This window comes from Pseudomonas sp. DW-iso3 (genome assembly GCF_058725305.1).
Genome location: NZ_JBZXDZ010000005.1, coordinates 436,074 through 460,147 on the forward strand (window position 1 = coordinate 436,074; position 24,074 = coordinate 460,147).

The window sequence follows — 24,074 nt, forward strand, 5'->3', positions numbered from 1 at the left end:
CATAGAGAGAAAAGGAAGCATCGTGCTAACGATCTACAACACGCTGAGCAAAACCAAAGAAGTCTTCAAGCCGCTGGATGGCAACAAGGTGCGCATGTATGTGTGCGGCATGACCGTGTACGACTATTGCCACATCGGCCACGGCCGCAGCATGGTTGCCTTCGACCTGGTGACCCGCTGGTTGCGGTTCAGCGGCTATGACTTGACCTATGTGCGCAACATCACCGACATCGACGACAAGATCATCAATCGCGCCAACGAAAACGGCGAGTCGTTCGACGCGCTGACCGAGCGCATGATTGCTGCGATGCACGAGGACGAGGCCCGCCTCAACATCCTCAAGCCGGACATGGAACCGCGTGCCACCGATCACATCCCTGGCATGCACGCGATGATCCAGACCCTGATCGACAAGGGTTACGCCTACGCCCCAGGCAACGGCGACGTGTACTACCGCGTCGCCAAGTTCATGGGCTACGGCAAGCTGTCGCGCAAGAAAATCGAAGACCTGCGTATCGGCGCACGCATCGAAGTCGACGAAGCCAAGCAAGACCCGCTCGACTTCGTGCTGTGGAAAGCCACCAAGCCGGGCGAACCGAGCTGGGAATCGCCATGGGGCGCGGGCCGTCCGGGTTGGCACATCGAATGCTCGGTGATGTCCACCTGCTGCCTGGGCGACACCTTCGACATTCATGGCGGCGGCAGCGACCTCGAGTTCCCGCACCACGAAAACGAAATCGCCCAAAGCGAAGCCGCCACCGGCAAGACCTACGCCAACGCCTGGATGCACTGCGGCATGATCCGCATCAATGGCGAGAAGATGTCCAAGTCCTTGAACAACTTCTTCACCATCCGCGACGTGCTGGAAAAGTACCACCCGGAAGTGGTGCGTTACCTGCTGGTGTCCAGCCACTACCGCAGCGCCATTAACTACTCGGAAGACAACCTCAAGGACGCCAAAGGCGCCCTGGAGCGTTTCTACCATGCGTTGAAAGGCCTGCCCGCCGTTGCCCCGGCTGGCGGCGAAGCGTTCGTGGCACGGTTTACCGAAGTCATGAACGACGACTTCGGCACCCCCGAAGCCTGCGCGGTGCTGTTCGAAATGGTGCGCGAGATCAACCGCCTGCGCGAGAGCGATCTTGATGCAGCGGCGGGCCTGGCGGCACGCTTGAAAGAGCTGGCCAGCGTGCTGGGCGTGTTGCAGATGGAAGCCGATGACTTCCTGCAAGCCGGCGCTGAAGGGCGTGTGGATGCGGCGCAAGTGGATGCGTTGATCCAGGCGCGTTTGGCTGCGCGCACCAACAAAGACTGGGCCGAGTCCGACCGTATCCGTGACCAATTGACCGCGATGGGTGTGGTGTTGGAAGACGGCAAGGGTGGGACGACATGGCGGTTGGCTGATCAGGCTTGATCGGTAAACGCTAAATGAAAAACGCCCCGACTGGTTCGGGGCGTTTTTTTGCACACCGTTTAACGGCTCACTCGATCTACTGTGGGCGCTGGCTTGCCTGCGATGACGGACTGTCAGTCACCGGAAATGTTGACTGACCTGCTGCAATCGCAGGCAAGCCAGCTCCCACATTTTTTACCGTGCGCACTTTGCGAACTCTTCGGTTTCAGATTTATGTGTGAGTCGAATGGTCTTTGAGGCTTAGTGTTTTATCCACCATTAGCTGGATCCCCTCCAGCATCCGACACATTCCCAAGGCCACGCTGCGAGGATTGCCGTCGATCTCAAAAGCCAAATGACTGCTGTCGGAAATTTCCTTGCTTCGCTTACTCGCCTGAAGTTTGCAATACCTGTGCTAGGTAGGGGGGCCTTGTACTGACTTTATAGGCGTTACTCGTTGCGTCGTTATAGATCGTCTCGTGGTACTTACCGTCCTTGAAATGCAAAGCGACGCCATCGTCGACCGCGTACGCGGGTTGTATCCCCTCAAGCTGAACAAGCTCGACAAACGAGGTTTCCCTTCCTGCTTCTGAGCTGAAATGCGGACACAGCGCTCCAGGCAGCAATCCCAGGCCCTGAACCAGCGCAAACGCTCCCCCTGAGTCGGAATGCCCATGCTCGAACCAGCAAATGGCGCCTGCACTGACACCGCATAGGACTTTGCCGTTTTCCCAGGCCTTCTTCAGATGGTCCACGACAGCAAATTCGTGCCAGACCGCCAACATGGCGCGGGTATTTCCGCCTGGTACGTAAATGATGTCGGCTTGCTCAAAGAGTGATGAAACATGATTGGCGTTGGGGAAGGGTGAAATAAAAAATGCCAGCGAGGTTACGCGACAGCCAGCGCTTTCATATTTGGCGGTGAAATCGGAAATCTTGATTCGGTCATCGCCATTGGCGGTGGAGATATAGAGCACGCTAGGGTGCGTTTTGCCTGATGACGCGACGATGTGTTTATCGATACGCGTCATGCGGGTCATGTCTTCGGTGGACTCGCCGCCAATGACAATAATGTGTTGAGTCATCCTGAACTCCAGTCCCTATTGCGCGGCGCGAGCGCCTGCCCTCACTTGATATTGGCTCTGAACAAAACCATTGTCCGACACGTAGGTTCCGACGTGGTGCAGCGCATGCTCACTGCCAAGCTGGTTGAACAGTGGAATACCTTGCCCCAGCACAACCGGGATACGCGTAATGATCAGCTCATTGACCAGGCCTGCTTCAAGAAACGTCTGAATCGTCTGGCCGCCGTCGATATAGACGTGCTTCATACCGCGTTCGGCTAGCGTTGCCATGAGTGAGGTGACGTCTCCCGCCATGACCTCCAACTTGCCCTCCAGATGCGCAGGGATCCGCAGAGGCTGATGGGAGAGCGCAATGACCGGCGTACCCTCATAGGGCCACTCGGGAAAAGACAGCACTTTCTCCAGGGTTTTGCGCCCCATCACCAGCGCATCCACCGTGGCGATAAAGCTTTCATAGGTCACGCCGCTCAACTCGCTGGCTTCATACTCGGGTCGATGCAACCAGTCGATATCACCGTCCGGACGGGCAATGAAGCCGTCGACGCTCGCTGCGATGAAGACTGAGCATTTGATATCCATGGCGGAAACTCCTTTTAGTGCGCTTGGACGCTAATGTTAATTTAATCCCCGCGTGCAACAACCGGGCGTCTAAGAAGCAGCCCTGACACCCCTTTCTGCAGTGCGAGGATGTATGCGAAGTTGGTTGATCCGTTACCGTTACGCAATCATTTTCTGGATGTGCTTCGGCGTTTTCCGTACGTCCCTGGCTGACTGGAACCCCATTCCTTCTGGCTCCATGCGCCCGACCTTGCTGGAGGGCGATGTGGTGCTGGTGAACCGGGTGGCGTATGACCTCAAGGTGCCGCTCACGGACATTTCCCTGGCCAGGCTCGATAACCCTCAGCGCGGTGACGTGGTGACGTTCTCGTCGCCCAAGGATGGCATGCGCCTGATCAAGCGCATTGTCGGCATTCCCGGTGACACCCTGGAAATGAAAGATGAAGTGTTGTGGGTCAACGGCGTGCCTGCTACCTACAGTGATGCGCAAGACATCAGCGAACCGATTGTTCCCGGCCATACGGTGCCGGGGATCAAGCTGAATGAGTGGGTGGCCAACCGTCAGCGCACGGTGCAGTTCATGCCGACGGTGCGCGCGTTGCGTGATTTCGGGCCGGTGGTGGTGCCGGCCGAAAGCTATTTCATGCTGGGGGACAACCGCGATAACAGCGATGACTCGCGGTACATCGGCTTCGTGCCACGTCGGCTTCTGATCGGGCGCGCACATCATGTGCTGGCCTCTGCGGACATCCTGGATCATTGGATGCCACGCCTGAACAGATTTGGTGCAAAGATCCTGTAACGGCGAGCGCATCGATTGCCACCCGATGCATCGCTAGGTGCTGACAAGCCGGCTCCTTCCGTTGGGTGTGTTGCGCAGGCCCCATGAATCCGGGCACTTACTTTTGAGTGAGCCCATTACCTTTTCGTGCGTTCTTGTGGCCTGTTCGTCCCGTTCCTATCCTGGGTTTTCTTTTAACCAGGAGTAGGTTCCATGAGCTTTGATCTCGGACTAACAGGCCTTCGCGCGCTGGTCACCGGTGGCACCAAAGGTATCGGTGCGGCCGTGGTTGCCGTGTTGCAGGAGCAGGGCGCCCAGGTGGTTTCGGTCGCGCGTTCGGCGGTGGTTTCGCCACCCGAGGGTGTGCATTTCATCGCCGCCGACCTGGGCACTGTCGCCGGTTGCACCAGCGCTACCCAGGCGGTGAAGGAGCAATTTGGCGGTGTGGATATCATCGTCAATGTACTCGGCGGTTCGAGTGCGCCGGGCGGTGGTTTTGCGGTGCTCGATGATGAGCAATGGGCGAATGCGCTCAACCAGAACCTGATGGCGGCGGTGCGCGTGGATCGGGCGCTGTTGCCGGGCATGGTCGAGCGTGGGGCAGGTGTGATCATTCATGTCACGTCGATCCAGCGGGAGTTGCCGTTGCCGGAATCGACCACGGCGTATGCCGCTGCAAAGGCAGCGTTGGCGACGTACAGCAAGAGCCTGTCGAAAGAAGTGACGCCCAAGGGCGTTCGGGTCGTGCGGGTTTCGCCGGGTTGGGTGGAGACGGATGCGGCGGTCGCGCTGGCAGAGCGTCTGGCGGACGAAGCCGGAACCGATTACGCAGGTGGCAAGCAGATCATCATGCAGGCGCTGGGTGGCATACCTTTGGGTCGGCCTGCAAAGCCTGAGGAAGTGGCTGATTTGATCGCTTTCCTGGTCTCGCCCCGCGCCGCGTCGATCAGCGGTACCGAGTGCGTGATCGACGGCGGCACCGTGCCCACGGTCTAGCGTGTCGTTTTGGCGGCCTGCCATTTGAGCAGGCCATCCAGCACCGGGCACAGGCTCTGGCCCCACTCGGTCATGCGGTACTCCACTTTGGGCGGCACCACCGGGTAGACCGTGCGCTGCACCAGACCATCGGCTTCGAGCTGGCGCAATTGTTGAGCGAGCATCTTCTGTGAGATATCCGGGATCAGCCGTTCAAGGTCGGAATAACGCTGCACCTGGCCGCCGAACAGGTGAAACAGGATGATCAGCTTCCAGCGCCCGCCGAGCCAGGCGAGGGTGGTTTCGACATCGGCTGCGGCGGTGGCGGGGGTGTAGGTTTTGCTCATCGCATACGTCCTTGGGGCATTTCGGAAAATGCGCATTTATTTTGACGCCCGCCTGATCCTGGCTTTAGATGGTCGCCACGACCCAACTGGCGGTGATTCAAATGGAATGTATTTTCTGCAGCATCGTTAAAAAGACTTCCCCGGCGCACATCCTGTGGGAAGACGACCAGCATATGGCATTTTTGTCGATCTTCCCCAATACGCCGGGTTTCAGCGTAGTGATCCCCAAGCAGCATTACGGCAGCTATGCGTTTGCGCAGTCGGATGAAGTGTTGGCCGGGCTCGCGATAGCGGCGAAGAAGACCGCGTTGCAGATCGACCGGGCGTTTCCGGATGTGGCGCGCACCGGGATGATGCTGGAAGGGTATGGGGTGGACCACCTGCATGCGAAGTTGTTTCCCATGCACGGGACGGGGTGTGACAGTACCTTCAAGCCGATCAGCTCCAAGGTGGAGAAGTTCTTCGAGGCGTACGAGGGCTATATCTCGTCCCACGATTATGTGCGGGCGGATGATGCTGAACTGGCGGAATTGGCAGCGCACATCAGGTCTTATGTCTGATACACAACCCAATGTGGGAGCGGGCTTGCTCGCGAAAGCGGAGTATCAGTCACTGTATGTGTTTCTGACACACCGCGTTCGCGAGCAAGCCGCTCCCACATTTTTTAAGGGTGTTCGCTTGATGAATCAGCGGCGGCTGCTGACCTCGGCCGGCACATCATCACCGGCCATACGCTTGCGGAACAGTCCGGTGCGGGCCAATAGCAACGTGGTCACTGGCACCGTGATCGACAACAAAATCGGTATCAACCACCCGTGCAACACCGGCCCGGACTTGAGCACCGAAAAGTAGATGATCGACGCCAGCGCCACGCACCATGCGCCCAAGGTCGAGGCCAGTGCCGGCGGGTGCATGCGCTGAAAAAAGTCTTTCATCCGCAGCAAGCCAATCGCGCCAATCAACGCAAACACACTGCTCAATACCAGCAGCACGGCCACGATCACTTCCACCCATAACGGCATCATTCAATCACCTCCCCACGCAGCAGGAATTTCGCCAGGGCAAACGAGCCCACGAAGCCAAACAGCGCAATCAGCAGCGCCGCTTCAAAGTACGTGTCACTGGCATAACGAATGCCCAGCACCAGCATCATCAGCATCGCCAGGATGTACAAATAGTCCAGCGCCAGGACCCGATCCTGGGCCGACGGGCCTTTGAACAGGCGGATCAGTGTCAGCACCATGGCCAGCGAGAACAGGAACAGGCTCAACAGGATCGCATTGGAGAGCAGGGCGCTCATTCGAAGATCTCCATCAGGGGCCGTTCGTAGGTGGTCTTGAAGTGCTCGATGAAGGGCGCTTCGTCCTCCAGGTCAAACACGTGCAAGAGCAGGATGCTGCGGTCCAGCGCCAGTTCCGACCAGATAGTGCCGGGCACCACGGTGGTGATCATCGACAGCGCAGCCAGGCCGTTGGGGTCGCGCAGGTCCAGGGGGATCTTGACGAAGCGCGACCGCGGCGCTCGTGTGCCGCACATCAATACGCCCCAGGCCACTTGCAGGTTGGAGATGATTACATCGCGGCCGACCAGGAAGAACAGGCGAATGATCACCCCAGGGCGGCGAATGCGGATCGGCAAGGGGCGTAGCGGCGCCATCATCAATGGCGCAAGAAAGCCCAGCAAGGCGCCCAGCAGCAGGTTGCCGGGACTCACGGACAGGTTCAGCACCAGCCACAACGACCACAACGCCAGCGACAACCACGGGGCAGGGAACAGGCGCTTCATGGTTGCACCTCCAGCGCGGCGGTCTTGGCTTCAGGGCTTGGCACCGGACGCGTGGCCATCACCGCCATCACGTAGTGTTCCGGGTTGTTCAGGCTGACGGCTGTGTCCTGGGTGTAGCGCATCAACGGCTCGGCCTTGAAGGTGAGCAGGATGCTCAGACCCAGCAGGAAGAAGATCGGCAGGCACTCGTAGCGACGCAGCAGCGGCGAAGGGCGCTCTTCCGGGGTCCAGAAACGCTGGATGCCCAGGCGGGCGAAAGCGATCAGCGAGGCCAGGCCAGACAGGATCAACAGTGCGACCAAGCCCCAGGCAGCCGGGCGTATCGGCGCGTCAATGCTGACACCCAGACCCAGCGGATTGACCAGCGCGCTCAACAAGCTGAGCTTGCCGATAAACCCGGACAGCGGCGGCATGCCGATAATCAGCAGTGCACAGGCAACAAAGCTCAAGCCAAGGAAGGCCATGGTCCAGGGAATCACTTGGCCGACCACGGCTTTCTGTTCATCGTCGAGGTTCACGCCGGGCCGTGGATGCAGGGATTCCATGGCCTTGGGCAACGCATCGATTTCCTCATCCAGTGGCAGGTCATTGGCCGAGCGCGAACGTTCGATCAGTTCAGCCAGCAGGAACAGCGCACTCAGCGCCAACGTCGAGCTGACCAGATAGAAAAGCGCTCCCGCCGTCAGGCTTGGTTGAGCGAAACCGACGGCAGACAACAAGATTCCCGCCGACACCAGAATGCTCAAGCTGGCCATGCGCTCCAGCCGCTGCGCCGCCACCATCGCCAAACCGGCGCAGAGGATGGTTGCCATGCCGCCATACACCAGCCAATCGCCGCCAAACAATGCCGATGCACCGGCCTGGCCGGAGAACAACAGGGTCCACAGGCGCAGCACGGTGTACACGCCGACCTTGGTCATGATCGCAAACATCGCCGCCACCGGCGCGCTGGCCGAGGAGTAGGCGGGGGCCAGCCAGAAGTTCAGCGGCCACATGCCGGCTTTGGCCAGGAACGCGGTCGCGAGGATAGCGGCACCTGCGTGCAACAGTCCGCGATCGGCCTCGGGCACCAGCGGGATTTTCAGCGCCAGGTCCGCGAAGTTCAGCGTGCCGGTGACACCGTAGATCATCGCCGCGCCAATCAGGAACAGCGACGAGGCCAGCAGGTTGATCGCAATGTAATGCAGCCCCGACGACACCCGCGCACGGCCGGAACCGTGCAGCATCAAACCATAGGACGCCGCCAGCAGCACCTCGAAGAACACGAACAGGTTGAACAGGTCCGCCGTGAGGAATGCGCCATACAAACCCATCATCTGAATCTGGAACAGTGCATGGAAGCTGGTGCCGGCACGGTCCCAACGGGCCATGGCGAACAGCAGCGCGCTCACACCGATGATCCCGGTAAGCACCAGCATCAACGCCGAGAGTTGATCGACCACCAGCACGATGCCGAATGGCACCTGCCAGTTGCCCGGCAGGTAGACGCCAATCGAGCCGGGGCCGCCTTTTTGCGTCCAGTACAACAGCAGGATCGCGATGCCGAGGCCGATGACGCTGGAGAACAGGTTGATCTTGGCCTTCAGCGGACGGCGTTTTTCGCCGAGCATCAGCATCAGTGCGGCGGTGAGCAACGGCAGCAGGATGGGGGCGACGATCAGTTGGTTGACCCAATTCATTCCTTGGGCTCCCTGCCATCCACGTGGTCAGTGCCGGTCAGGCCCCGTGAGGCCAGCAGCACCACCAGAAACAGCGCGGTCATGGCGAAGCTGATCACGATGGCGGTGAGCACCAGCGCTTGGGGCAGCGGGTCGGTGTAGTTGAGCAGGTCTTGTGGCACGCCGTCCTTGATGATCGGCTCCTTGCCGATAAACAGGCTGCCCATGCTGAAAATGAACAGGTTGACCCCGTACGACAGCAGGCACAGCCCCATCACCACCTGGAATGTCCGTGGCCGCAGGATCAGCCAGACGCCGGAGGCCGCCAGGACCCCAATGGCAATTGCGATGACTTCTTCCATCAGGCGGCTCCTTCCGTTGCGGCAACTACTTTGGCCTGGTTGCTCGGTTTATGGGCACGCACGGACTGGTGACCGAGGGCGGTGAGCATCAGCAGCGTGGAGCCTACGACCATGGCGTACACGCCGACGTCGAAGAACAAGGCGCTGGCGATGTGAATATCGCCGAGCACCGGCAGGCTGAAATGCCAGGTGTGGGTGGTGAGGAATGGATACCCGGCAAACAGTGCGCCGAGACCGGTCAGCGTCGCCGAGAACAGGCCAAAGCCCATCCAGCGCATCGGCCGCAGGCTCATCTGCGCCTCGACCCACTGCGTGCCGGCAACCATGTATTGCAGGATAAACGCCACGGACATCACCAGGCCCGCGACAAACCCGCCGCCTGGCTGATTGTGCCCGCGCATGAACAGGTAGAACGACACTACCAGCGCAATCGGCAGCAGCAGGCGCACCAGCACCGCCGGCACCATCATGAAGCCCAGGGCGGTGTCGCTGGCCTGGCGCGGGTTGACCAGGTCGGTGGCCACGTCCGGCGCCAACTGACGCTGTTGCGCGGGCAATTGCATGCTTTCCTTGGACGGGCGGAAGCGGCGCAGCAGGGCGTATACCGTCAGCGCCACGGCGCCAAGTACGGTGATTTCACCCAGTGTGTCGAAGCCGCGGAAATCCACCAGCATCACGTTCACCACATTGCTGCCGCCACCTTCGGGCAGGGCACGGCTGAGGTAGAACGAGGAGATATCGTTGGGCGTCTGGCGGGTCAGCATCGCATAGGACAGCAACGCCATGCCGCCACCCACCACGGTCGACAACAGGAAGTCGCGTACCCGTCGAATCCGCGCTTTGCGCAAGGTGTTCGGCAATGGCGACACCTCCTCTATCCGCCGGGGCAGCCAGCGCAGACCCAGCAGGATCAGCACGGTGGTGACCACTTCCACAACCAACTGGGTCAGCGCCAGGTCCGGCGCCGAGAACCACACGAAGGTCACGCAGGTCATCAGGCCGCACACGCTGACCATGGTCAGGGCCGCCAGCCGGTGGTACTTGGCTTGCCAGGCGGCACCCAGGGCGCAGGCAATTGCCAGCAGCCACAGGGTCACGAACACGATGGAGCCTGGGATTTTCGGGCGATCGCCCCAGCTCAAGCCACTGTTGAGCATCGGGATCATGCCGCCGATCACCGCCACCAATACCAGCAAGAAGAGTTGAGTCTGCAGGCGCTTGGTGCTGATGCGTTTTTCGATCTTGCGCACGCCGCGCATCATCACTACCAGGCTGCGCTCGAAGCCGCGCTTGCCGTTGAAGTAACTGATGATGGGCGGGTATTTGAAGCGACCGCGCTTGAGTTGCTTGCGCAGCAGCAGGTACAACACCACGCCGCCGGACATCGCCACCAGGCTCATGATCATCGGCGCGTTCCAGCCGTGCCAGATCGCCAGGCTGTATTCCGGTAGTTCACCGCCGACGACGGGCAGGGCGGCGGCAGCGAGGATCGAACCGACCACCTGAGCCGGGAAGATCCCCACCAGCAGGCAGGTGAACACCAGCAACTCGACCGGCGCGCGCATCCAGCGCGGCGGTTCGTGGGGCGTGTGCGGGAGATGGGTGGCAGGCGGACCGAAGAACACATCCACGGTAAAGCGCAGGGCATAGGCCACGCTGAACGTGCCGGCAATCGTCGCAATCAGCGGCAGGGCAATTTCGACCCACGCGGTCGATGAGATAAACACGGTCTCGGCAAAAAACATCTCTTTGGACAGGAATCCATTGAGCAGCGGCACGCCGGCCATCGAGGCACTGGCGACCATCGCCAGGGTCGCGGTAAACGGGATCAGCTTGACCAGCCCGCTGAGCTTGCGGATGTCCCGCGTGCCGCTCTCATGGTCGATGATGCCGGCCGCCATGAACAGCGAGGCCTTGAACGTGGCATGGTTGAGAATATGGAAAACGGCTGCGACGGCAGCCAGTGGGCTGTTGAGACCCAGCAGCAAGGTGATCAGCCCGAGGTGGCTGATGGTGGAGTAGGCCAGCAGGCCCTTGAGGTCATTTTGGAACATGGCGCAGTAGGCGCCGAGGATGAGGGTGAGCGCGCCGGCACCGCCGACGATCCAGAACCATTCTTCGCTGCCGGACAGCGAGGGCCACAGGCGGGCCAGCAGGAACACGCCGGCCTTCACCATCGTCGCCGAATGCAGATACGCCGACACCGGCGTGGGGGCCGCCATCGCGTGGGGCAGCCAGAAGTGGAAGGGGAACTGGGCGCTTTTGCTCAGGGCGCCGATCAGTACCAGGGCGAGCATGACCGGGTACAGCGAATGGGCGCGAATCTGATCGCCCGCCGCCAGCACCCGGTCCATGTCATAGCTGCCGACGATATGCCCCAGCAGCATCACGCCCGCCAACAGGCACAGGCCGCCGGCGCCGGTGACCATCAACGCCATGTATGCGCCGCGTCGCGCATCGGCGCGGTGGTGCCAATAGCCAATCAGCAGGAACGAGAACAGGCTGGTCAGTTCCCAGAAGAACACGATCTGGATCAGGTTGCCGGAGATCACCAGCCCGAGCATGGCGCCCATGAATGCCAGGAAAAACGCGAAGAAGCGCGGCACCGGGTCGTCCGGCGACATGTAATAGCGCGCATACAGCGACACCAGCGTGCCGATGCCCAGCACCAGCATCGAGAACAGCCAGGCAAACCCGTCCATGCGCAAAACGAAGTTCAGCCCAAGGCTGGGCAACCACATGAATTCTTCGCGGATCACGCCACCGTGGGCGATCTGAGGGTAAAGCAGTGCGACTTGAATAGTACCGACCAGTGCGACAAGGCCGGCCAACAGGGATTCGGTGTTACGTGCGTTGTGCGGCAGCAAGGCCGCCAGACAGCTGCCAATAAACGGCAGAAGCAGTAGAACTATCAGGGACATAGGCTTCTAATCTGCGGAAGTTTGGGATGCATCATACGTGCCGCTTTCACGATCACCAAACGGCAAGATGTGGCAGGATCCTACAAGGTAGGCCGAAACCGCTCATTTAGCTTTGTTTCAAGCGAGCCTGTTCCAGTGTCCACACCGCCCTCTGTAGGCGCCGGGCTTGCTTGCGATGGCGATCTGACAGCCACTGCAAGCATTCGGACCTTATCCCTGCTGTTCCTGTTCCCGCTCATTGCGCAATTCGAGGGCCTTCTGCCCCTTGGTCTTCATCTCACTGACAATCACCGCCGCCACAATCAACGCCGCGCCCACCATCGCAATCGGCGGGAAGCGCTCCCCGGCGATTCGCCCCACCACGCCTGCCCACACCGGCTCACCGGCATAAATCAACGTGGCACGGGTTGGCGATACGCTTTGCTGGGCCCAGTTCATGGCGACCTGGATCACCGCACTGGTCAAGCCCAGGCCCACTGCGCTGAACAGCAACAGCCAGGAGAAACCCGGCAATGCTTCGCCCATCGGCACCACCATCAGGAACGACAGCAACGATGCCGTGGCCAGTTGCACCACGGTCACCCGGCGCACATCCACCTGGCCGGCAAAGGCACTGATCAGGATGATCTCCGCCGCAATCGCGACCGCCCCGATCAAGGTGGCGATTTCACCAGGGCTGAAATTCAGCGAAGCGCCCGCCGGCCCGGTCAGCAGCATCAGCCCGGTGAACGCCAGCATGATACCGATGCTCGGCATCAACCCCGGGCGCCGCCCTAGCACCAGCCATTGCAGCAATGGCACGAAGGGCACATAGAGCGCGGTGATAAACGCCGACTGGCTGCTCAGGATCGTCTGCAGGCCAATGGTCTGCAATCCGTAGCCAAACATGATCGCTACGCCGATAAACACCCCGGCCTTCAACTCGAACAGGGTCAGGTCGCGCAGGGTGCGCAAGGAAAAGAACCCCACCACGATGGCCGCCGCCGCAAACCGCAGGCCGACGAAAAACATCGGGCCGCTGACGGTCATCGCATGCTGCACCAACAAAAAGGTGCCGCCCCAGATCATGGTGATCACCACCAGGATGCATTCGGCTTTGCTGAAGCGGTTGAAACGCGAAGGGGAGTTTGGGGTGGTCATGGCGGCTCGGTCTTGCAAGGGAAAGGCACGGACCGCACAATGCGCCGCACGCTGGGCAGTATACTGCGCACACCCACCCATTGAGCAATATAGTGCACAAAGAAAATCCACACCGGGCTTCGGTCCTGCAGCACGTCAGCCAGAACGTTCGTCGCCTGCGCCACGCCGCCGACCTGAGCCAGACCGCGCTTTCGGAAAAATCCGGGGTCAGCCGGCGCATGCTGGTGGCCATCGAGGCAGGGGAAAAGAATGTCAGCTTGTCCACCCTCGACCGTGTCGCCGAAGCGTTGGACGTAGCCTTCAGTGACCTGATCCAGGCCCCGGATGCGCCTGACCACAGCCGCATCAACGAACTGGCCTGGGCGGGTGAAATTCCGGGGAGCAAAGCGGTGCTGTTGGCGAAGGCCACGGCGCGGCGTGAGGTCGAATTATGGGAAATGCAACTGGAGCCAGGTGATCGCTACAGTCCCGACCCCGACCCGGATGGCTGGAGCGTGCAGCTATTTGTATTCGACGGCTGCCTCACATTGCTGGTGGGCGATGAAGAGAAGCGCGTTGCCGCCGGTGAGTTTTATATGTTCGCCAGCCGTCACGTCCATGGCTATCGCAATGACGGCGACGTGGCTGTGCGGTTTGTGCGCAACGTGGTGATCTAACTGTTCGCCCGGCAACAGTGGATGGACACTTTGCTGGTTTGAACTACGCGCTACTGCGCTTAATTGCCAGCAACCCGCTGATTTTATTGGCGATTAGATTCAGGCACGACTCCTGCAATCACTCCAGTATCCCCTCGGAGCCTGGAGTCGGCCCATGTCAGCCCACCCTCAACACCCTGCCCATGTCATCCGCTCGGACGCGGAAGCCATCGAAGTCGCCACGCGCCTGGCCGCACGTTTTGCCGTCGACGCCAGCGCGCGCGACCGTGAGCGTCGCCTGCCGGTGGCCGAACTCGACGAATTCTCTGCCAGCGGCCTGTGGGGCATCACCATTCCCAAAGAGTACGGCGGCGCAGGAGTGTCCTATGTGACGGTCGCCGAGGTGATCAAATTGATCTCCGCCGCCGACCCGTCCCTGGGGCAGATCCCGCAGAACCACTTGGGCGTGGTGGACATCCTGCTGCAAACGGCCACAGAGGCACAAAAGCAGCACTACTTCGGCAAAGTCCTCCAGGGCTACCGCTTCGGCAACGCCTTCTCCGAAGCCAAGAGCAAAAACGCCGGCACCTTCGACACGCAGATTCGCTTCCACGGTGAAACCGCGCAAATCAACGGCGAGAAGTTCTACTGCACCGGCGCGCTGTTTGCCCATATCGTGCCTACGGTCGGCAATAACGAACACGGCCAGGCGTTCATTGGCTTTGTCGAGCGCGATGCACCAGGCCTGACCGTGATCGACAATTGGGATGGCTTTGGTCAGCGCACCACCGCCAGCGGCGGCGTGACCCTCGATGGCGTCACCGTGCCGTTGAGCGCGGTAGTCCCTGCGCACCTGGCCTTTGATCAACCCACGGCCGATGGCCCGATCTCGCAAATTATCCAGGCTGCCGTCGATACCGGCATCGCCCTCGGCGCCCTTGAGCAGGCGAAGATTTTCGCGCGCCAGGCACGCCCATGGATCGACAGCCAGCAGGATCACGGCTGGCAAGACCCGTTCACCATCGCCGCCATCGGCGACCTGGAATGGCGGGTGCACGGCACCGAAGCCATCCTCGCCAAGGCCGGCCAGGCGGTGGACCGCGCCCTTGCCGAGCCGAGTGAAGACTCCGTCGCCCATGCCTCGCTGGTCGTCGCCCAGGCCAAAGTGTTGTCCGCCGAAACCGCCTTGCTCGCCAGCAGCAAACTCTTCGAACTGGCCGGCACCCGCTCGGTCACCGGCAAGCACAACCTCGACCGTTTCTGGCGCAATGCGCGCACCCACACCCTGCACGACCCGGCCCGCTGGAAATATCACCTGATCGGTAATTTCGTGCTCAACGGCGTGAAACCCGCGCGCCACCCCTGGAACTAAGGAGCTTAACCATGACCGCACTGAGCCTTGCGCGCCAACTCTTGGACAGCACCCGCCGGCATGTCGAGAAAAGCGCTGACCCTTACGTGATCAGCCGCTTTGGCGACTTACAGATCCGCGTCGATGTCGCCGCTGCCCTGTTGGAACGCGCCGAAACCCACCCCAGCCCGGTGGCCGCCACCGAAGCGCAAATTGCCGCCGCCGAAGCCCTGATCGCCGCGAGCAACGCCGAATTCGAACTCACCGGGCAACGCACCGCACTGCCGTCGACCCTCGACGACCCCCTGCGCTGGAAATACCAGGTCGTCGGCAATTATCACCTCAACGGAGTGCTTTGATGTCCCGTGAAATCCGCTTGAATGCCTTCGACATGAATTGTGTCGGCCACCAATCTCCGGGACTGTGGGCCCATCCGCGTGACCGTTCGTGGCAGTACAAGGATCTGGAATACTGGACCGACCTGGCGAAAATCCTCGAACGAGGCAAGTTTGACGGCCTGTTTATCGCCGACGTGCTCGGTATTTATGACGTCTACAACGGCAACGGTGATGCGGCGATTCGCCAGGCCGCACAGGTGCCGGTCAATGATCCGTTGTCGCTGATCGCGCCGATGGCCTTGGTCACCGAGCATCTAGGTTTTGGCCTCACCGCTTCGCTGTCCTTTGAGCATCCGTACCCGTTCGCCCGCCGTCTCTCCACCCTCGACCACCTGACCAAGGGCCGCGTCGGCTGGAACATCGTCACCTCCTACCTGGAAAGCGGCGCCAAGAATCTCGGGCAGCAAGCCCAGACCGAACACGACGCGCGCTACGACTACGCCGAGGAATACCTGGAGGTTTGCTACAAACTCTGGGAAGGCAGTTGGGAGGAGGGCGCTGTCTTGCGTGACCGTGAGCGCCGGATTTTCAGCGACCCGAGCAAGATCCACGAAATCCGCCATGTCGGCAAACACTTCCAGGTGCCCGGCATTCACCTCTGCGAGCCGTCGCCGCAGCGCACGCCGGTTCTCTACCAGGCCGGTGCGTCCAGCCGTGGCAAGCAGTTTGCCGCTGAACAGGCCGAGTGCGTATTCGTCGCCGCGCCCTCCAAGGTGCTGCTGAAAAAGACGGTCGCCGACATCCGTCGCCGCGCCGCCGAAGCCGGGCGGGATCCGCAGAAGATCCTGATCTTCAACCTGCAGACGGTGATCGTCGGTGAGACCGACGCCAAGGCCAAGGCCAAGTTTGACGAATACAAATCCTACGTCAGCTACGAAGGCGCGATGGCGCTGATCTCTGGCTGGACCGGTATCGACTTCAGCCAGTTCAAGCCTGATGAACCGCTCAAGCACGTGCACACCAACGCGATTCAATCGGCGGTGGAAGCCTTCTCCACGGCGGACCCGAACAAAGTCTGGACGCCAAACGAACTGGCCGATTGGGTCGGCATCGGCGGTTTTGGCCCGCTGTTTGTCGGCGGCCCGGAAACCGTGGCGGACCTGTTGCAGGAATGGGTCGAAGAGACCGATGTCGACGGCTTCAACCTAGCCTATGCACTGACCCATGAAACCTTCATCGACGCCGTGGACCTGCTGGTGCCGGAGTTGCAGAAGCGTGGTGTGTACAAGACCGAATACGCCCAGGGCACCTTGCGCGAGAAGTTGTTTGGCGACGGTGCGAGGTTGGCGTCTAACCATCCTGGCGCCAGCTACCGCGACCTCAAAGCCACCCGTCTCTGATTGAAACACCTCGGTCAATGTGGGAGCAGGCACGCCAGCTCCCACCGTTTGATCTTTATTGTTTGATCGATACCCGCCAGCGGACCACCGCACGCACACCACCAATAGGAGCAACCCCCCTATGAGCGTGCACGAACTCAAACGTCCGCTGGTCCTGGAATGGCCTGCCGAACTCCTCGGCAACCTGCCCAAGGCGCTGGAACAACTGCAGCACTGGGCGCAGATCACGCCGCTGCACACCGCCCTGCGCCACAAGCGCCAGGGGCAGTGGTACGCGTGGCGCTGGATTGACGCATTGCGTGACGTCGAGCGCCTGGCCGATGGCTTGCGCCAGCAAGGTTTCAGCGAGCACTCGCGGCTGGCCCTGAGCGGTGCGTTCGAGCCGAACCTGTTGTTGCTGGCGCTGGCGGCGCAATCCATCGGCGGGCAGGTCCTGACCCTGGCCGATGACCTGGAACCCGAGGCGCTCCAGCCGCACCTGTGGCGCATTCGCCCCACCCATTCTTATGTGCAGAACCGCCAGACCGTGCGCCATTGGCAGTCGGCCAATTTGTTGGACTTCGTCCAATTGCTCGGTCCGTTGGCGCCCGCGCAACACTTCGCACGTTGGTGGCACCCCACAGGCGAAACTTCATTGTGGAGCGAAGAGGGCACCCATTGGCAGGGCGGCCTGGCGGTGGTCCTGGAGCAGTGGCTGAACAGCGGCCATGGCCTGGCCTTTCCGGAAAGCCTGGCGTCGGCGCGACGTGATCGCAGTGAAGTCGCTCCCACCGGCCTGCTGTTGTCGCCCGCACGCCTGCAGCACTTGGCCGACGAGATCGAAAGCCGCCTGGCGCCCCACGGCACCTGGCGTCGGCGCCTCTGCGACTGGGCCATCGCCCATCCTCAAAGCGGCCTGCGTCGCCTGCTGAAAAACCGCGTGCGCAAACTCCTGGGTTTCCAGCGACTGGCGTATATCTGGCAACCCGTCAAATCCACCCCTTCGCCGGCGTGGCTGGCGGAATTCAAGCGGGACATCGCATGAGCCAGGCCATTCTCCAAGTGCGGGATATTTCGCTGTCGTTCAAGGGCGTCAAGGCGATCAATGCCTTGTCCTTCGAGGTGGCGCGCGGCGAAATCTGCGCGCTGATCGGGCCCAATGGTGCCGGTAAAAGCTCGCTGCTCAACGTGCTCAATGGTGTGTATCGCTTCGACGCCGGCGAGATCGTCTTCGAAGACCAGCACTTCCACCGCATCGACCCCTTGGGGGCCGCGCGCCGGGGCATTGGCCGCACCTTCCAGAACAACGCGCTGTTCAAGAAGATGAGCGTGCTCGACAACATTCTCACCGGCCTGTCGCGCCACATGCGCAGCAGCGTTATCGAACAGGCCCTGGGCTTGCCCCGCGCACGCCGAGAAGCCGAAGCATTCCGGCTGCGGGCCCAGGGCATTCTCGAATTCCTTGAGCTGCAAGCCCATCGCGATGTGTTGGTGGGCAACCTGTCCTACGGCCTGCAAAAGCGCGTGGAACTCGGCCGGGCGTTGATCGCAGGGCCGAGCCTGTTGCTGCTGGATGAGCCCATGGCTGGCATGAATGCCGAAGAAAAACAGGAAATGGCGCGCTTCGTCGCCGACGTAAACCGCGACCTCGGCACTACCGTGGTGTTGATCGAACACGACATGGGCGTGGTGATGGGCCTGTCCGACCATGTGGTGGTGCTCGATTACGGGCGCAAGGTCGGCGACGGCACACCAGCCGACGTGCAGGCCAATCCCGAGGTGATCGCGGCCTACCTGGGAGTTGTAAACGCATGACGTTCTTCTTCGAAACCCTGCTCGGCGGCCTGCTCGCCGGCACCATGTACTCGCTGGTTGCCATCGGCTTCGTGCTGATCTACAAGGCCAGTGGTGTGTTCAATTTCGCCCAGGGCTCGATGCTGCTGTTTGCCGCGCTGACATTCGTCAGCCTGCATGACCAAGGCGTGCCGTTTGCCCTGGCGCTGCTGGTGACAGTGATCGTGATGATCGTCGGCGCCTTGCTCATCGAACGTTTGGTGCTGCGGCCGCTGGTAAACCGTTCGCAAATCACCCTGTTTATGGCCACGTTGGGCCTGTCGTTCATTATCGAAGGCCTGGCCCAGGGCTTGATGGGTTCCCAGGTGCGCGCCCTTGACCTGGGCATCGACGACGTGCCGCTGTTCGTTGGCCCGCTGATGCTCAGCCAGTTCGACCTGATCGCTGCCGCCGCCGCTGTGGTGCTGGTGACCGTGCTGGCGCTGCTGTTCAACAAGACCCGCATCGGTGTGTCGCTGCGTGCGGTGGCGGATGACACCACGGCGGCGCTGTCCATCGGCATCAACCTCAACCGCATCTGGCAGATCGTCTGGGCGGTGGCGGGCATTGTCGGGCTGGTGGCTGGCCTGCTGTGGGGCGCGCGCCAGGGCGTACAGTTTTCCTTGTCGCTGGTGGTGCTCAAGGCTTTGCCGGTGCTGATCATCGGCGGGTTTACCTCGATTGGCGGGGCGATTGTCGGCGGGCTGATTGTCGGCGCGGCGGAGAACCTCGCCGAGGTGTACATCGGCCCATTGATTGGCGGCGGCATCACGCCGTGGTTCGCCTATGTATTGGCCCTGGCCTTCCTGTATATCCGTCCCGCCGGCCTGTTCGGCGAGCGCGCCATCGAGCGAGTCTGAAACCATGTCGATCCCCGTTGCTCAAGACACCGCGCCGTTGCTGCTGATTCAGCGGCGCATCCCCTGGGCCCTGATCGGCCTGTTGGCGCTGGCCTTTATCGTGGTGCCGCTGTGGGGCAATGACTATTGGCTGAACGCGATCCTGATCCCGTTCCTGGTGCTGTCGCTGGCCGGGCTGGGCCTGAACCTGCTCACCGGCTACACCGGCCAGACCTCAGTGGGGGCGGCCGGCTTCATGGCCGTCGGCGCGTTTGCGACCTATGGGTTTTTGCTGCGCCTGCCGGAGCTGGGGTTGCCGGTGGCTCTGCTCGGCGGTGGCATCATCAGCGCCTTGGTCGGCCTGCTGTTTGGCCTGCCGAGCTCGCGGATCAAGGGCTTCTACCTGATGGTCACCACCCTGGCCGCGCAGTTTTTCCTGGAGTGGCTGTTCGTCAAGCTCCCCTGGTTCTACAACTACGGTTCGTCAGGGACCATTTCCGCGCCGAAGCTGGCGCTGTTCGGTCATGACCTCAACACGCCGTTGGGCCGTTACCTGCTGACCCTGGTCACCGTGCTGCTGTTGACCTGGACCGCGATAAATCTGGTGCGCAGCCAGGTCGGGCGCAACTGGATGGCGATCCGTGACATGGACACCGCCGCCGCCGTGGTCGGCATCCCGGTGGTGCGCTACAAGCGCCTGGCGTTTGCGGTCAGCTCGTTTTACTTAGGGATTGCCGGCGCGCTGTGGGCCTTTGCCTACCTGGGCACGGCCAGCGCCAGTAGCTTCGATATCAATCGTTCCTTCCAGATCCTGTTCATCATCATTATCGGTGGCATGGGCAGCATCGCCGGCAACTTTGTCGGTGCGGCCTTCATCAGCCTGCTGCCGATCTTCCTCAGCCATGCCGGCCAGGCACTCTTCGGCGGTTCGGTGGATGCGGGGCAGTTGCAGAACCTGCAGAAAATCATCTTTGGCGTGTTGATCATCGTGTTCTTGATCAAGGAACCCGAGGGTTTGATTCGCCTGTTGCACAACCTGCGTGACCGTGTGCGGCAGTGGCCGCTGCGTTTCTGAGCCTTTTCGACTGACTGTTTATTTTACTGACTGATAGAGAGCCCCCATGCGTGCATCCTTGAAACGTTCCTTGATCGGCGCCGCGTTTACGCTGGCAACCCTGGCCGGTGCGGTCCCCCAGGCGACGGCCTCGCCGGACCAGCAGTTCATTCCCCTGGCCACCTATCGCGTGGGCGCCTACGCCTCCAGCGGTGTGCAGGTGTGGGCCGGGATGATCGACTATTTGCGTTATATCAACGAGGTCGAAGGCGGCATCAATGGCGTAAAGCTGGTGTGGCAGGAGTGCGAAACCGAGTGGACGGCGGAGAAGGGCATCGAGTGCTATGAGCGCTTCAAGAATGGCCTGGATGGCGCGCCGGTCGCGGTCTACCAGCCCAACGGCGCGCCAGCGGCGTATGCGCTGAGCGAGCGCGCGGAGGTCGACAAGATCCCGCTGATCACCCTCGGCTACGGCCGCACCGAAGCCACTGACGGCACCGTGTTCCCTTACAACTTCCCGGTGATGCTGACCTTCTACAGCGAGGCATCGACGCTGGTGAACTACATCGCCCAGCGCGAAGGCGGCTTCGACAAACTCAAGGGCAAGAAGATCGCCACGGTCTACCACGACTCGGCCTATGGTCGCGAAACCCTCGGCCCGCTGAAGTTGCTGGCGGAAAAGTACGGCTTCGAAAACATCCAGATTCCGGTGGCCGATCCCGGCAACGAACAATCCGCGCAATGGCGGCAGGTGCGTCAGGCCAACCCGGACTGGGTGTTCCTGCGCACCTGGGGTGTGTCCACGCCGGTCGCGGTAAAGACCGCCGCGCGCTTCGGCTTCCCGGTCGACCACATCATCGGCGATATCTGGGCCAGCTCCAGCGAAGACGTGTTGCCCGCCGGTGCCGCCGCCAAGGGCTACCTGGCCCTCACGCCATACCCGGCCGGGGCTGATTTCGAGATCCACAAACGCCTCAAGCAGTACATCCTCGACAAGGGCCACAGCGACCTCAAGGACCTGAAGAACTTCGGCAGCGTCTACTACAACTCCGGCCTGGTGAACGCCGCCGTGGCGGTAGAAGCGATTCGCACCGGCCAGGCCAAGTTCGGCAAGCGCCCGCTCAATGGCGAAGAAGGCCGCTGGGGCCTGGAGCACCTGAACATCGACGATGCGCGCTTGAAGGACATGGGCTACCTGGGCCTGATGCAGAACCTCAAGCTGTCGTGCCGCGACCATGAAGGTGGTGGGTCGGCGCGAGTGCAACAGTGGGACGGCGCCAACTGGACGCTGATCAGCGACTGGATCGCCGCCGACCGCGCGCTGTTGCGCCCGCTGATCGATGACAAATCGGCAGCGTTCGCCAAGGAAAAAGGCCTGACGCCGCGTACCTGCACCGGGGATGAATAAACCATGAGCCAGCCCGCCGCTGAATCCGCCAGCCAGGCACTGTTAAGCGTCAACGACATCGAAGTGATCTATGACGGCGCGATCCTCGCGGTAGCCGGTGTGTCGCTGAGCGTACCCAAGGGCGCGATCGTGGCCTTGCTCGGTGCCAATGGCGCCGGCAAGAGCACCACGCTCAAGGCCATCTCCGGGTTGGTGCGTGCCGAGCGGGCCGAGGTCAGCCTGGGCACGATCGAATACGCTGGCACCGACCTGGCCGGCATCGACCCCAGCCAGCGCGTGCGCCAGGGCATGGTCCACGTGCTGGAAGGTCGCCATGTGTTCGGCCAACTGAGCGTGGAAGATAACCTGCGCAGCGGTGGTTTTGTCCGGCGCCTGAGCCGCCAGGAGATGGAGCACGACCTCGAACGCCTCTACGCCTGGTTCCCACGGCTCAAGACCAAGCGCCACACCCGCGCCGGCCTCACCTCGGGCGGCGAGCAGCAGATGGTCGCCATCGGCCGGGCGTTGATGACCCGTCCTACTTTGGTACTGCTCGACGAGCCATCCATGGGTTTGGCGCCTATGATCGTGCAGGAGATTTTCGAGATCATCGGTCAGCTCAACCGCGAGCAGCAGGTGAGCTTCCTGATCGCCGAGCAGAACATCAACGTCGCGCTGAACTATGCGTCCCACGGCTACGTATTGGATACTGGGCGCGTGGCCTTGAGTGGCAGTGCCGCTGAACTGTTGGCGCGGGGTGACTTGCATGAAATTTATCTGGGCAAACGGTAAGGGCGACTCTGCATGACTGAATCCATCCGCAACGCTGATGTACTGATCATCGGCGGCGGCCTGAGCGGCACGATGCTGGCCGTGCAACTGCTGCGCCTGCCTGGCCAACGCCGGATCCTGGTGATCGAGCCGCGCGCGGAACTGGGGCGCGGCGAGGCCTACAGTGCTGTCGAACTGGGCCATACCCTGAACGGCAATGCGGCGCGCATGAGTGTCGACCCGGACAATGCCGACGACCTGACCCAATGGCTCACCGACTACATCGGCGCCGGTGGCTGGCCCGAGTCCGACCAGCAACACGTGCCGATCAGCGAACTGTTCCCGCCGCGCGGGATTTTTGGTTTGTACGCCCAGCAGCACTTGGCTGAGGCCAGGGCGCAGTCCGCATCCAGCGTCGAGCACGTGCGCGGCGAAGTGGTCGACCTGCAAGTGGAGGAAGCCTCGACGCTGCTGACCCTCGATAACGGCCAGCAACTGCGCGGCGGGTTTGCGGTATTGGCCACCGGCATGTTCCCGGCGGCCCGTACACCACAGACCGAATCCACAGGGCTGAACGCGGCGGCGGTGGACCCGTGGGATGTCAAGGCGATGACCGGGATTGATCCACAAGCGCCGGTGCTGATCATCGGGTCGGGGCTGACTATGGTCGACGCCGTGGTCTCCCTGGAACAGGCCGGGCATCGCGGGCCCGTCGAGGTTTTCTCGCGTCATGGCTTGCTGCCCCATGTGCGCCGGCAACCGCCGAGCTGGGTGGATTTTCTCGGCGAGGATCACCGTCTGCGCAGCCCACGGCAGTTGTTGCGCGAAGTCCGTCGGCAATGCGCTATCGCGCAAACGCAGGGCATTGATTGGCAAGCGCCGCTGGACACCGTGCGCGCGCACATCGGCCGCCTGTGGAGCCAGGCCAGCGAGCGCGAGAAACGCCAGTTCGTGCGGCATGTGCGGCCGTGGTGGGAAAGCCATCATCACCGTTCGCCGCCGTTGAGCGCGCAGTTGGTGGCACGCTTGCATGATGAGGGGCGTTTGAGGATTCGGGCAGCCTCCTTCAAGGGCTTGGAGCCTTCGGCTGAAGGCGTGACCATTCGCTTGCGTCATCGCGGCGAGCAAGCCATCACCCTGGTTTCGGGCGCAGCGCTGATCAACTCCAGCGGCATCGAATACGACTGGCGCCGCGTGGCTCGTCCGCTGCCGCAGCAATTGCTCAAACGTGGACTGGTCCGCCCCGGGCCGCTGGCGTTGGGGATTGCGGCGGATGCGTCGGGCGCGGTGCTGGACGCCGAGGGCACTATCAGCCGGCGCCTGTTCGCCATGGGCCCGCCGTTGCGCGGGATGTGGTGGGAAAGCACCGCAGTGACGGATGTAGCGCTGCAAGCCAAGGCGCTGGCCGCACGACTCACCCTGTAGCGGGCTTGTCAGCTCCCACATTTGAATCGCGGGGCAACAGTAGGAGAGTGGTTGGCTGTC

General features: G+C 61.7%; 25 protein-coding genes and 1 pseudogene. 15 read left to right on the forward strand and 11 right to left on the reverse strand.

Features of this window, described 5'->3' with window-relative positions:
- Positions 1-22 precede the first annotated feature (22 nt).
- Complete coding sequence (gene cysS / locus AC4PS7_RS17080) at positions 23-1,411, forward strand: cysteine--tRNA ligase (RefSeq protein WP_010209498.1); 1,389 nt, start codon at positions 23-25, stop codon at positions 1,409-1,411.
- Positions 1,412-1,622: 211 nt separating this feature from the next.
- Here cysS and AC4PS7_RS17085 read toward each other — a convergent pair.
- The 3 genes and pseudogenes from AC4PS7_RS17085 to AC4PS7_RS17095 all read right to left on the reverse strand — a co-directional run.
- Positions 1,623-1,754, reverse strand: a pseudogene (locus AC4PS7_RS17085) (DUF6124 family protein); the annotation flags it as partial.
- 22 nt (positions 1,755-1,776) lie between these two features.
- Complete coding sequence (locus AC4PS7_RS17090; protein WP_044287369.1) at positions 1,777-2,475, reverse strand: Type 1 glutamine amidotransferase-like domain-containing protein; 699 nt, start codon at positions 2,473-2,475, stop codon at positions 1,777-1,779.
- A gap of 15 nt (positions 2,476-2,490) precedes the next feature.
- Positions 2,491-3,054 (reverse strand): dihydrofolate reductase family protein, encoded by a 564-nt coding sequence (locus AC4PS7_RS17095; protein WP_042572126.1) that lies wholly within the window; start codon positions 3,052-3,054, stop codon positions 2,491-2,493.
- Between the two features lie 112 nt (positions 3,055-3,166).
- Here AC4PS7_RS17095 and lepB point away from each other — a divergent pair, with 112 nt between their 5' ends.
- Together lepB and AC4PS7_RS17105 are read left to right on the forward strand one after the other, a co-directional pair.
- Positions 3,167-3,835, forward strand: a complete 669-nt coding sequence (lepB, locus tag AC4PS7_RS17100; RefSeq protein ID WP_029529106.1) for a signal peptidase I — start codon at positions 3,167-3,169, stop codon at positions 3,833-3,835.
- Positions 3,836-4,027: 192 nt separating this feature from the next.
- Entirely contained in the window at positions 4,028-4,810 is a 783-nt protein-coding gene (locus AC4PS7_RS17105; RefSeq protein ID WP_176332170.1) for an SDR family oxidoreductase, read from the forward strand.
- On the opposite strand, the gene AC4PS7_RS17110 is transcribed toward AC4PS7_RS17105, so the two are convergent.
- Positions 4,807-5,136: a winged helix-turn-helix transcriptional regulator gene (locus tag AC4PS7_RS17110; RefSeq protein ID WP_010209504.1), complete on the reverse strand. Its 330-nt coding sequence runs from the start codon at positions 5,134-5,136 to the stop codon at positions 4,807-4,809. The two genes, AC4PS7_RS17105 and AC4PS7_RS17110, sit on opposite strands and share 4 nt — an antisense overlap.
- A gap of 101 nt (positions 5,137-5,237) precedes the next feature.
- Here AC4PS7_RS17110 and AC4PS7_RS17115 point away from each other — a divergent pair, with 101 nt between their 5' ends.
- Entirely contained in the window at positions 5,238-5,696 is a 459-nt protein-coding gene (locus AC4PS7_RS17115) for an HIT family protein (protein ID WP_010209505.1), read from the forward strand.
- Positions 5,697-5,822: 126 nt separating this feature from the next.
- On the opposite strand, the gene AC4PS7_RS17120 is transcribed toward AC4PS7_RS17115, so the two are convergent.
- The 7 genes from AC4PS7_RS17120 to AC4PS7_RS17150 all read right to left on the reverse strand — a co-directional run bounded on the left by AC4PS7_RS17120 (position 5,823) and on the right by AC4PS7_RS17150 (position 13,002).
- The gene (locus AC4PS7_RS17120; RefSeq protein ID WP_010209506.1) at positions 5,823-6,161 is read right to left on the reverse strand and encodes a Na+/H+ antiporter subunit G; all 339 of its coding nucleotides are present in this window, start codon (positions 6,159-6,161) and stop codon (positions 5,823-5,825) included.
- Positions 6,158-6,436, reverse strand: a complete 279-nt coding sequence (locus AC4PS7_RS17125; protein WP_010209507.1) for a K+/H+ antiporter subunit F — start codon at positions 6,434-6,436, stop codon at positions 6,158-6,160. Before AC4PS7_RS17125 ends, AC4PS7_RS17120 begins: the two co-directional genes overlap by 4 nt.
- Complete coding sequence (locus AC4PS7_RS17130) at positions 6,433-6,921, reverse strand: Na+/H+ antiporter subunit E (protein ID WP_010209508.1); 489 nt, start codon at positions 6,919-6,921, stop codon at positions 6,433-6,435. Before AC4PS7_RS17130 ends, AC4PS7_RS17125 begins: the two co-directional genes overlap by 4 nt.
- Positions 6,918-8,600 carry a monovalent cation/H+ antiporter subunit D gene (locus AC4PS7_RS17135; protein ID WP_010209510.1) on the reverse strand — a complete coding sequence of 561 codons (1,683 nt, stop codon included), beginning with the start codon at positions 8,598-8,600 and terminating at the stop codon, positions 6,918-6,920. Before AC4PS7_RS17135 ends, AC4PS7_RS17130 begins: the two co-directional genes overlap by 4 nt.
- On the reverse strand, positions 8,597-8,941 hold the full coding sequence (locus AC4PS7_RS17140; RefSeq protein ID WP_003192163.1) for a Na+/H+ antiporter subunit C: 345 nt from the start codon (positions 8,939-8,941) through the stop codon (positions 8,597-8,599). Before AC4PS7_RS17140 ends, AC4PS7_RS17135 begins: the two co-directional genes overlap by 4 nt.
- Positions 8,941-11,862 (reverse strand): monovalent cation/H+ antiporter subunit A, encoded by a 2,922-nt coding sequence (locus tag AC4PS7_RS17145; protein WP_492179638.1) that lies wholly within the window; start codon positions 11,860-11,862, stop codon positions 8,941-8,943. Before AC4PS7_RS17145 ends, AC4PS7_RS17140 begins: the two co-directional genes overlap by 1 nt.
- 210 nt (positions 11,863-12,072) lie before the next feature.
- Positions 12,073-13,002 carry a DMT family transporter gene (locus tag AC4PS7_RS17150; protein WP_492179639.1) on the reverse strand — a complete coding sequence of 310 codons (930 nt, stop codon included), beginning with the start codon at positions 13,000-13,002 and terminating at the stop codon, positions 12,073-12,075.
- A gap of 92 nt (positions 13,003-13,094) precedes the next feature.
- On the opposite strand from AC4PS7_RS17150, the gene AC4PS7_RS17155 reads away from it, so the two are divergent.
- From AC4PS7_RS17155 to AC4PS7_RS17205, 11 genes are all read left to right on the forward strand, one after another.
- Positions 13,095-13,658 carry a helix-turn-helix domain-containing protein gene (locus tag AC4PS7_RS17155; RefSeq protein ID WP_010209517.1) on the forward strand — a complete coding sequence of 188 codons (564 nt, stop codon included), beginning with the start codon at positions 13,095-13,097 and terminating at the stop codon, positions 13,656-13,658.
- Between the two features lie 154 nt (positions 13,659-13,812).
- Positions 13,813-15,009, forward strand: a complete 1,197-nt coding sequence (locus AC4PS7_RS17160; RefSeq protein ID WP_492179640.1) for an SfnB family sulfur acquisition oxidoreductase — start codon at positions 13,813-13,815, stop codon at positions 15,007-15,009.
- A gap of 11 nt (positions 15,010-15,020) precedes the next feature.
- Complete coding sequence (locus tag AC4PS7_RS17165) at positions 15,021-15,347, forward strand: acyl-CoA dehydrogenase (protein ID WP_010209519.1); 327 nt, start codon at positions 15,021-15,023, stop codon at positions 15,345-15,347.
- The gene (locus AC4PS7_RS17170; protein ID WP_010209520.1) at positions 15,347-16,726 is read left to right on the forward strand and encodes an LLM class flavin-dependent oxidoreductase; all 1,380 of its coding nucleotides are present in this window, start codon (positions 15,347-15,349) and stop codon (positions 16,724-16,726) included. Before AC4PS7_RS17165 ends, AC4PS7_RS17170 begins: the two co-directional genes overlap by 1 nt.
- Before the next feature lie 121 nt (positions 16,727-16,847).
- On the forward strand, positions 16,848-17,750 hold the full coding sequence (locus AC4PS7_RS17175) for an acyl-CoA synthetase family protein (RefSeq protein ID WP_021492784.1): 903 nt from the start codon (positions 16,848-16,850) through the stop codon (positions 17,748-17,750).
- Positions 17,747-18,520 carry an ABC transporter ATP-binding protein gene (locus tag AC4PS7_RS17180; protein ID WP_021492783.1) on the forward strand — a complete coding sequence of 258 codons (774 nt, stop codon included), beginning with the start codon at positions 17,747-17,749 and terminating at the stop codon, positions 18,518-18,520. Before AC4PS7_RS17175 ends, AC4PS7_RS17180 begins: the two co-directional genes overlap by 4 nt.
- Positions 18,517-19,398, forward strand: a complete 882-nt coding sequence (locus tag AC4PS7_RS17185; protein ID WP_010209524.1) for a branched-chain amino acid ABC transporter permease — start codon at positions 18,517-18,519, stop codon at positions 19,396-19,398. The genes AC4PS7_RS17180 and AC4PS7_RS17185 overlap by 4 nt, the downstream gene beginning before the upstream one ends.
- Before the next feature lie 4 nt (positions 19,399-19,402).
- Positions 19,403-20,452, forward strand: a complete 1,050-nt coding sequence (locus AC4PS7_RS17190) for a branched-chain amino acid ABC transporter permease (RefSeq protein WP_492179641.1) — start codon at positions 19,403-19,405, stop codon at positions 20,450-20,452.
- Between the two features lie 46 nt (positions 20,453-20,498).
- Positions 20,499-21,839 (forward strand): ABC transporter substrate-binding protein, encoded by a 1,341-nt coding sequence (locus tag AC4PS7_RS17195; protein ID WP_010209526.1) that lies wholly within the window; start codon positions 20,499-20,501, stop codon positions 21,837-21,839.
- Between the two features lie 3 nt (positions 21,840-21,842).
- Complete coding sequence (locus AC4PS7_RS17200; protein WP_492179642.1) at positions 21,843-22,610, forward strand: ABC transporter ATP-binding protein; 768 nt, start codon at positions 21,843-21,845, stop codon at positions 22,608-22,610.
- A 12-nt stretch (positions 22,611-22,622) separates the two neighbouring features.
- Positions 22,623-24,014, forward strand: coding sequence for an FAD/NAD(P)-binding protein (locus AC4PS7_RS17205; RefSeq protein ID WP_350488115.1), 1,392 nt, complete (start codon positions 22,623-22,625; stop codon positions 24,012-24,014).
- The last annotated feature ends 60 nt before the right edge of the window (positions 24,015-24,074 follow it).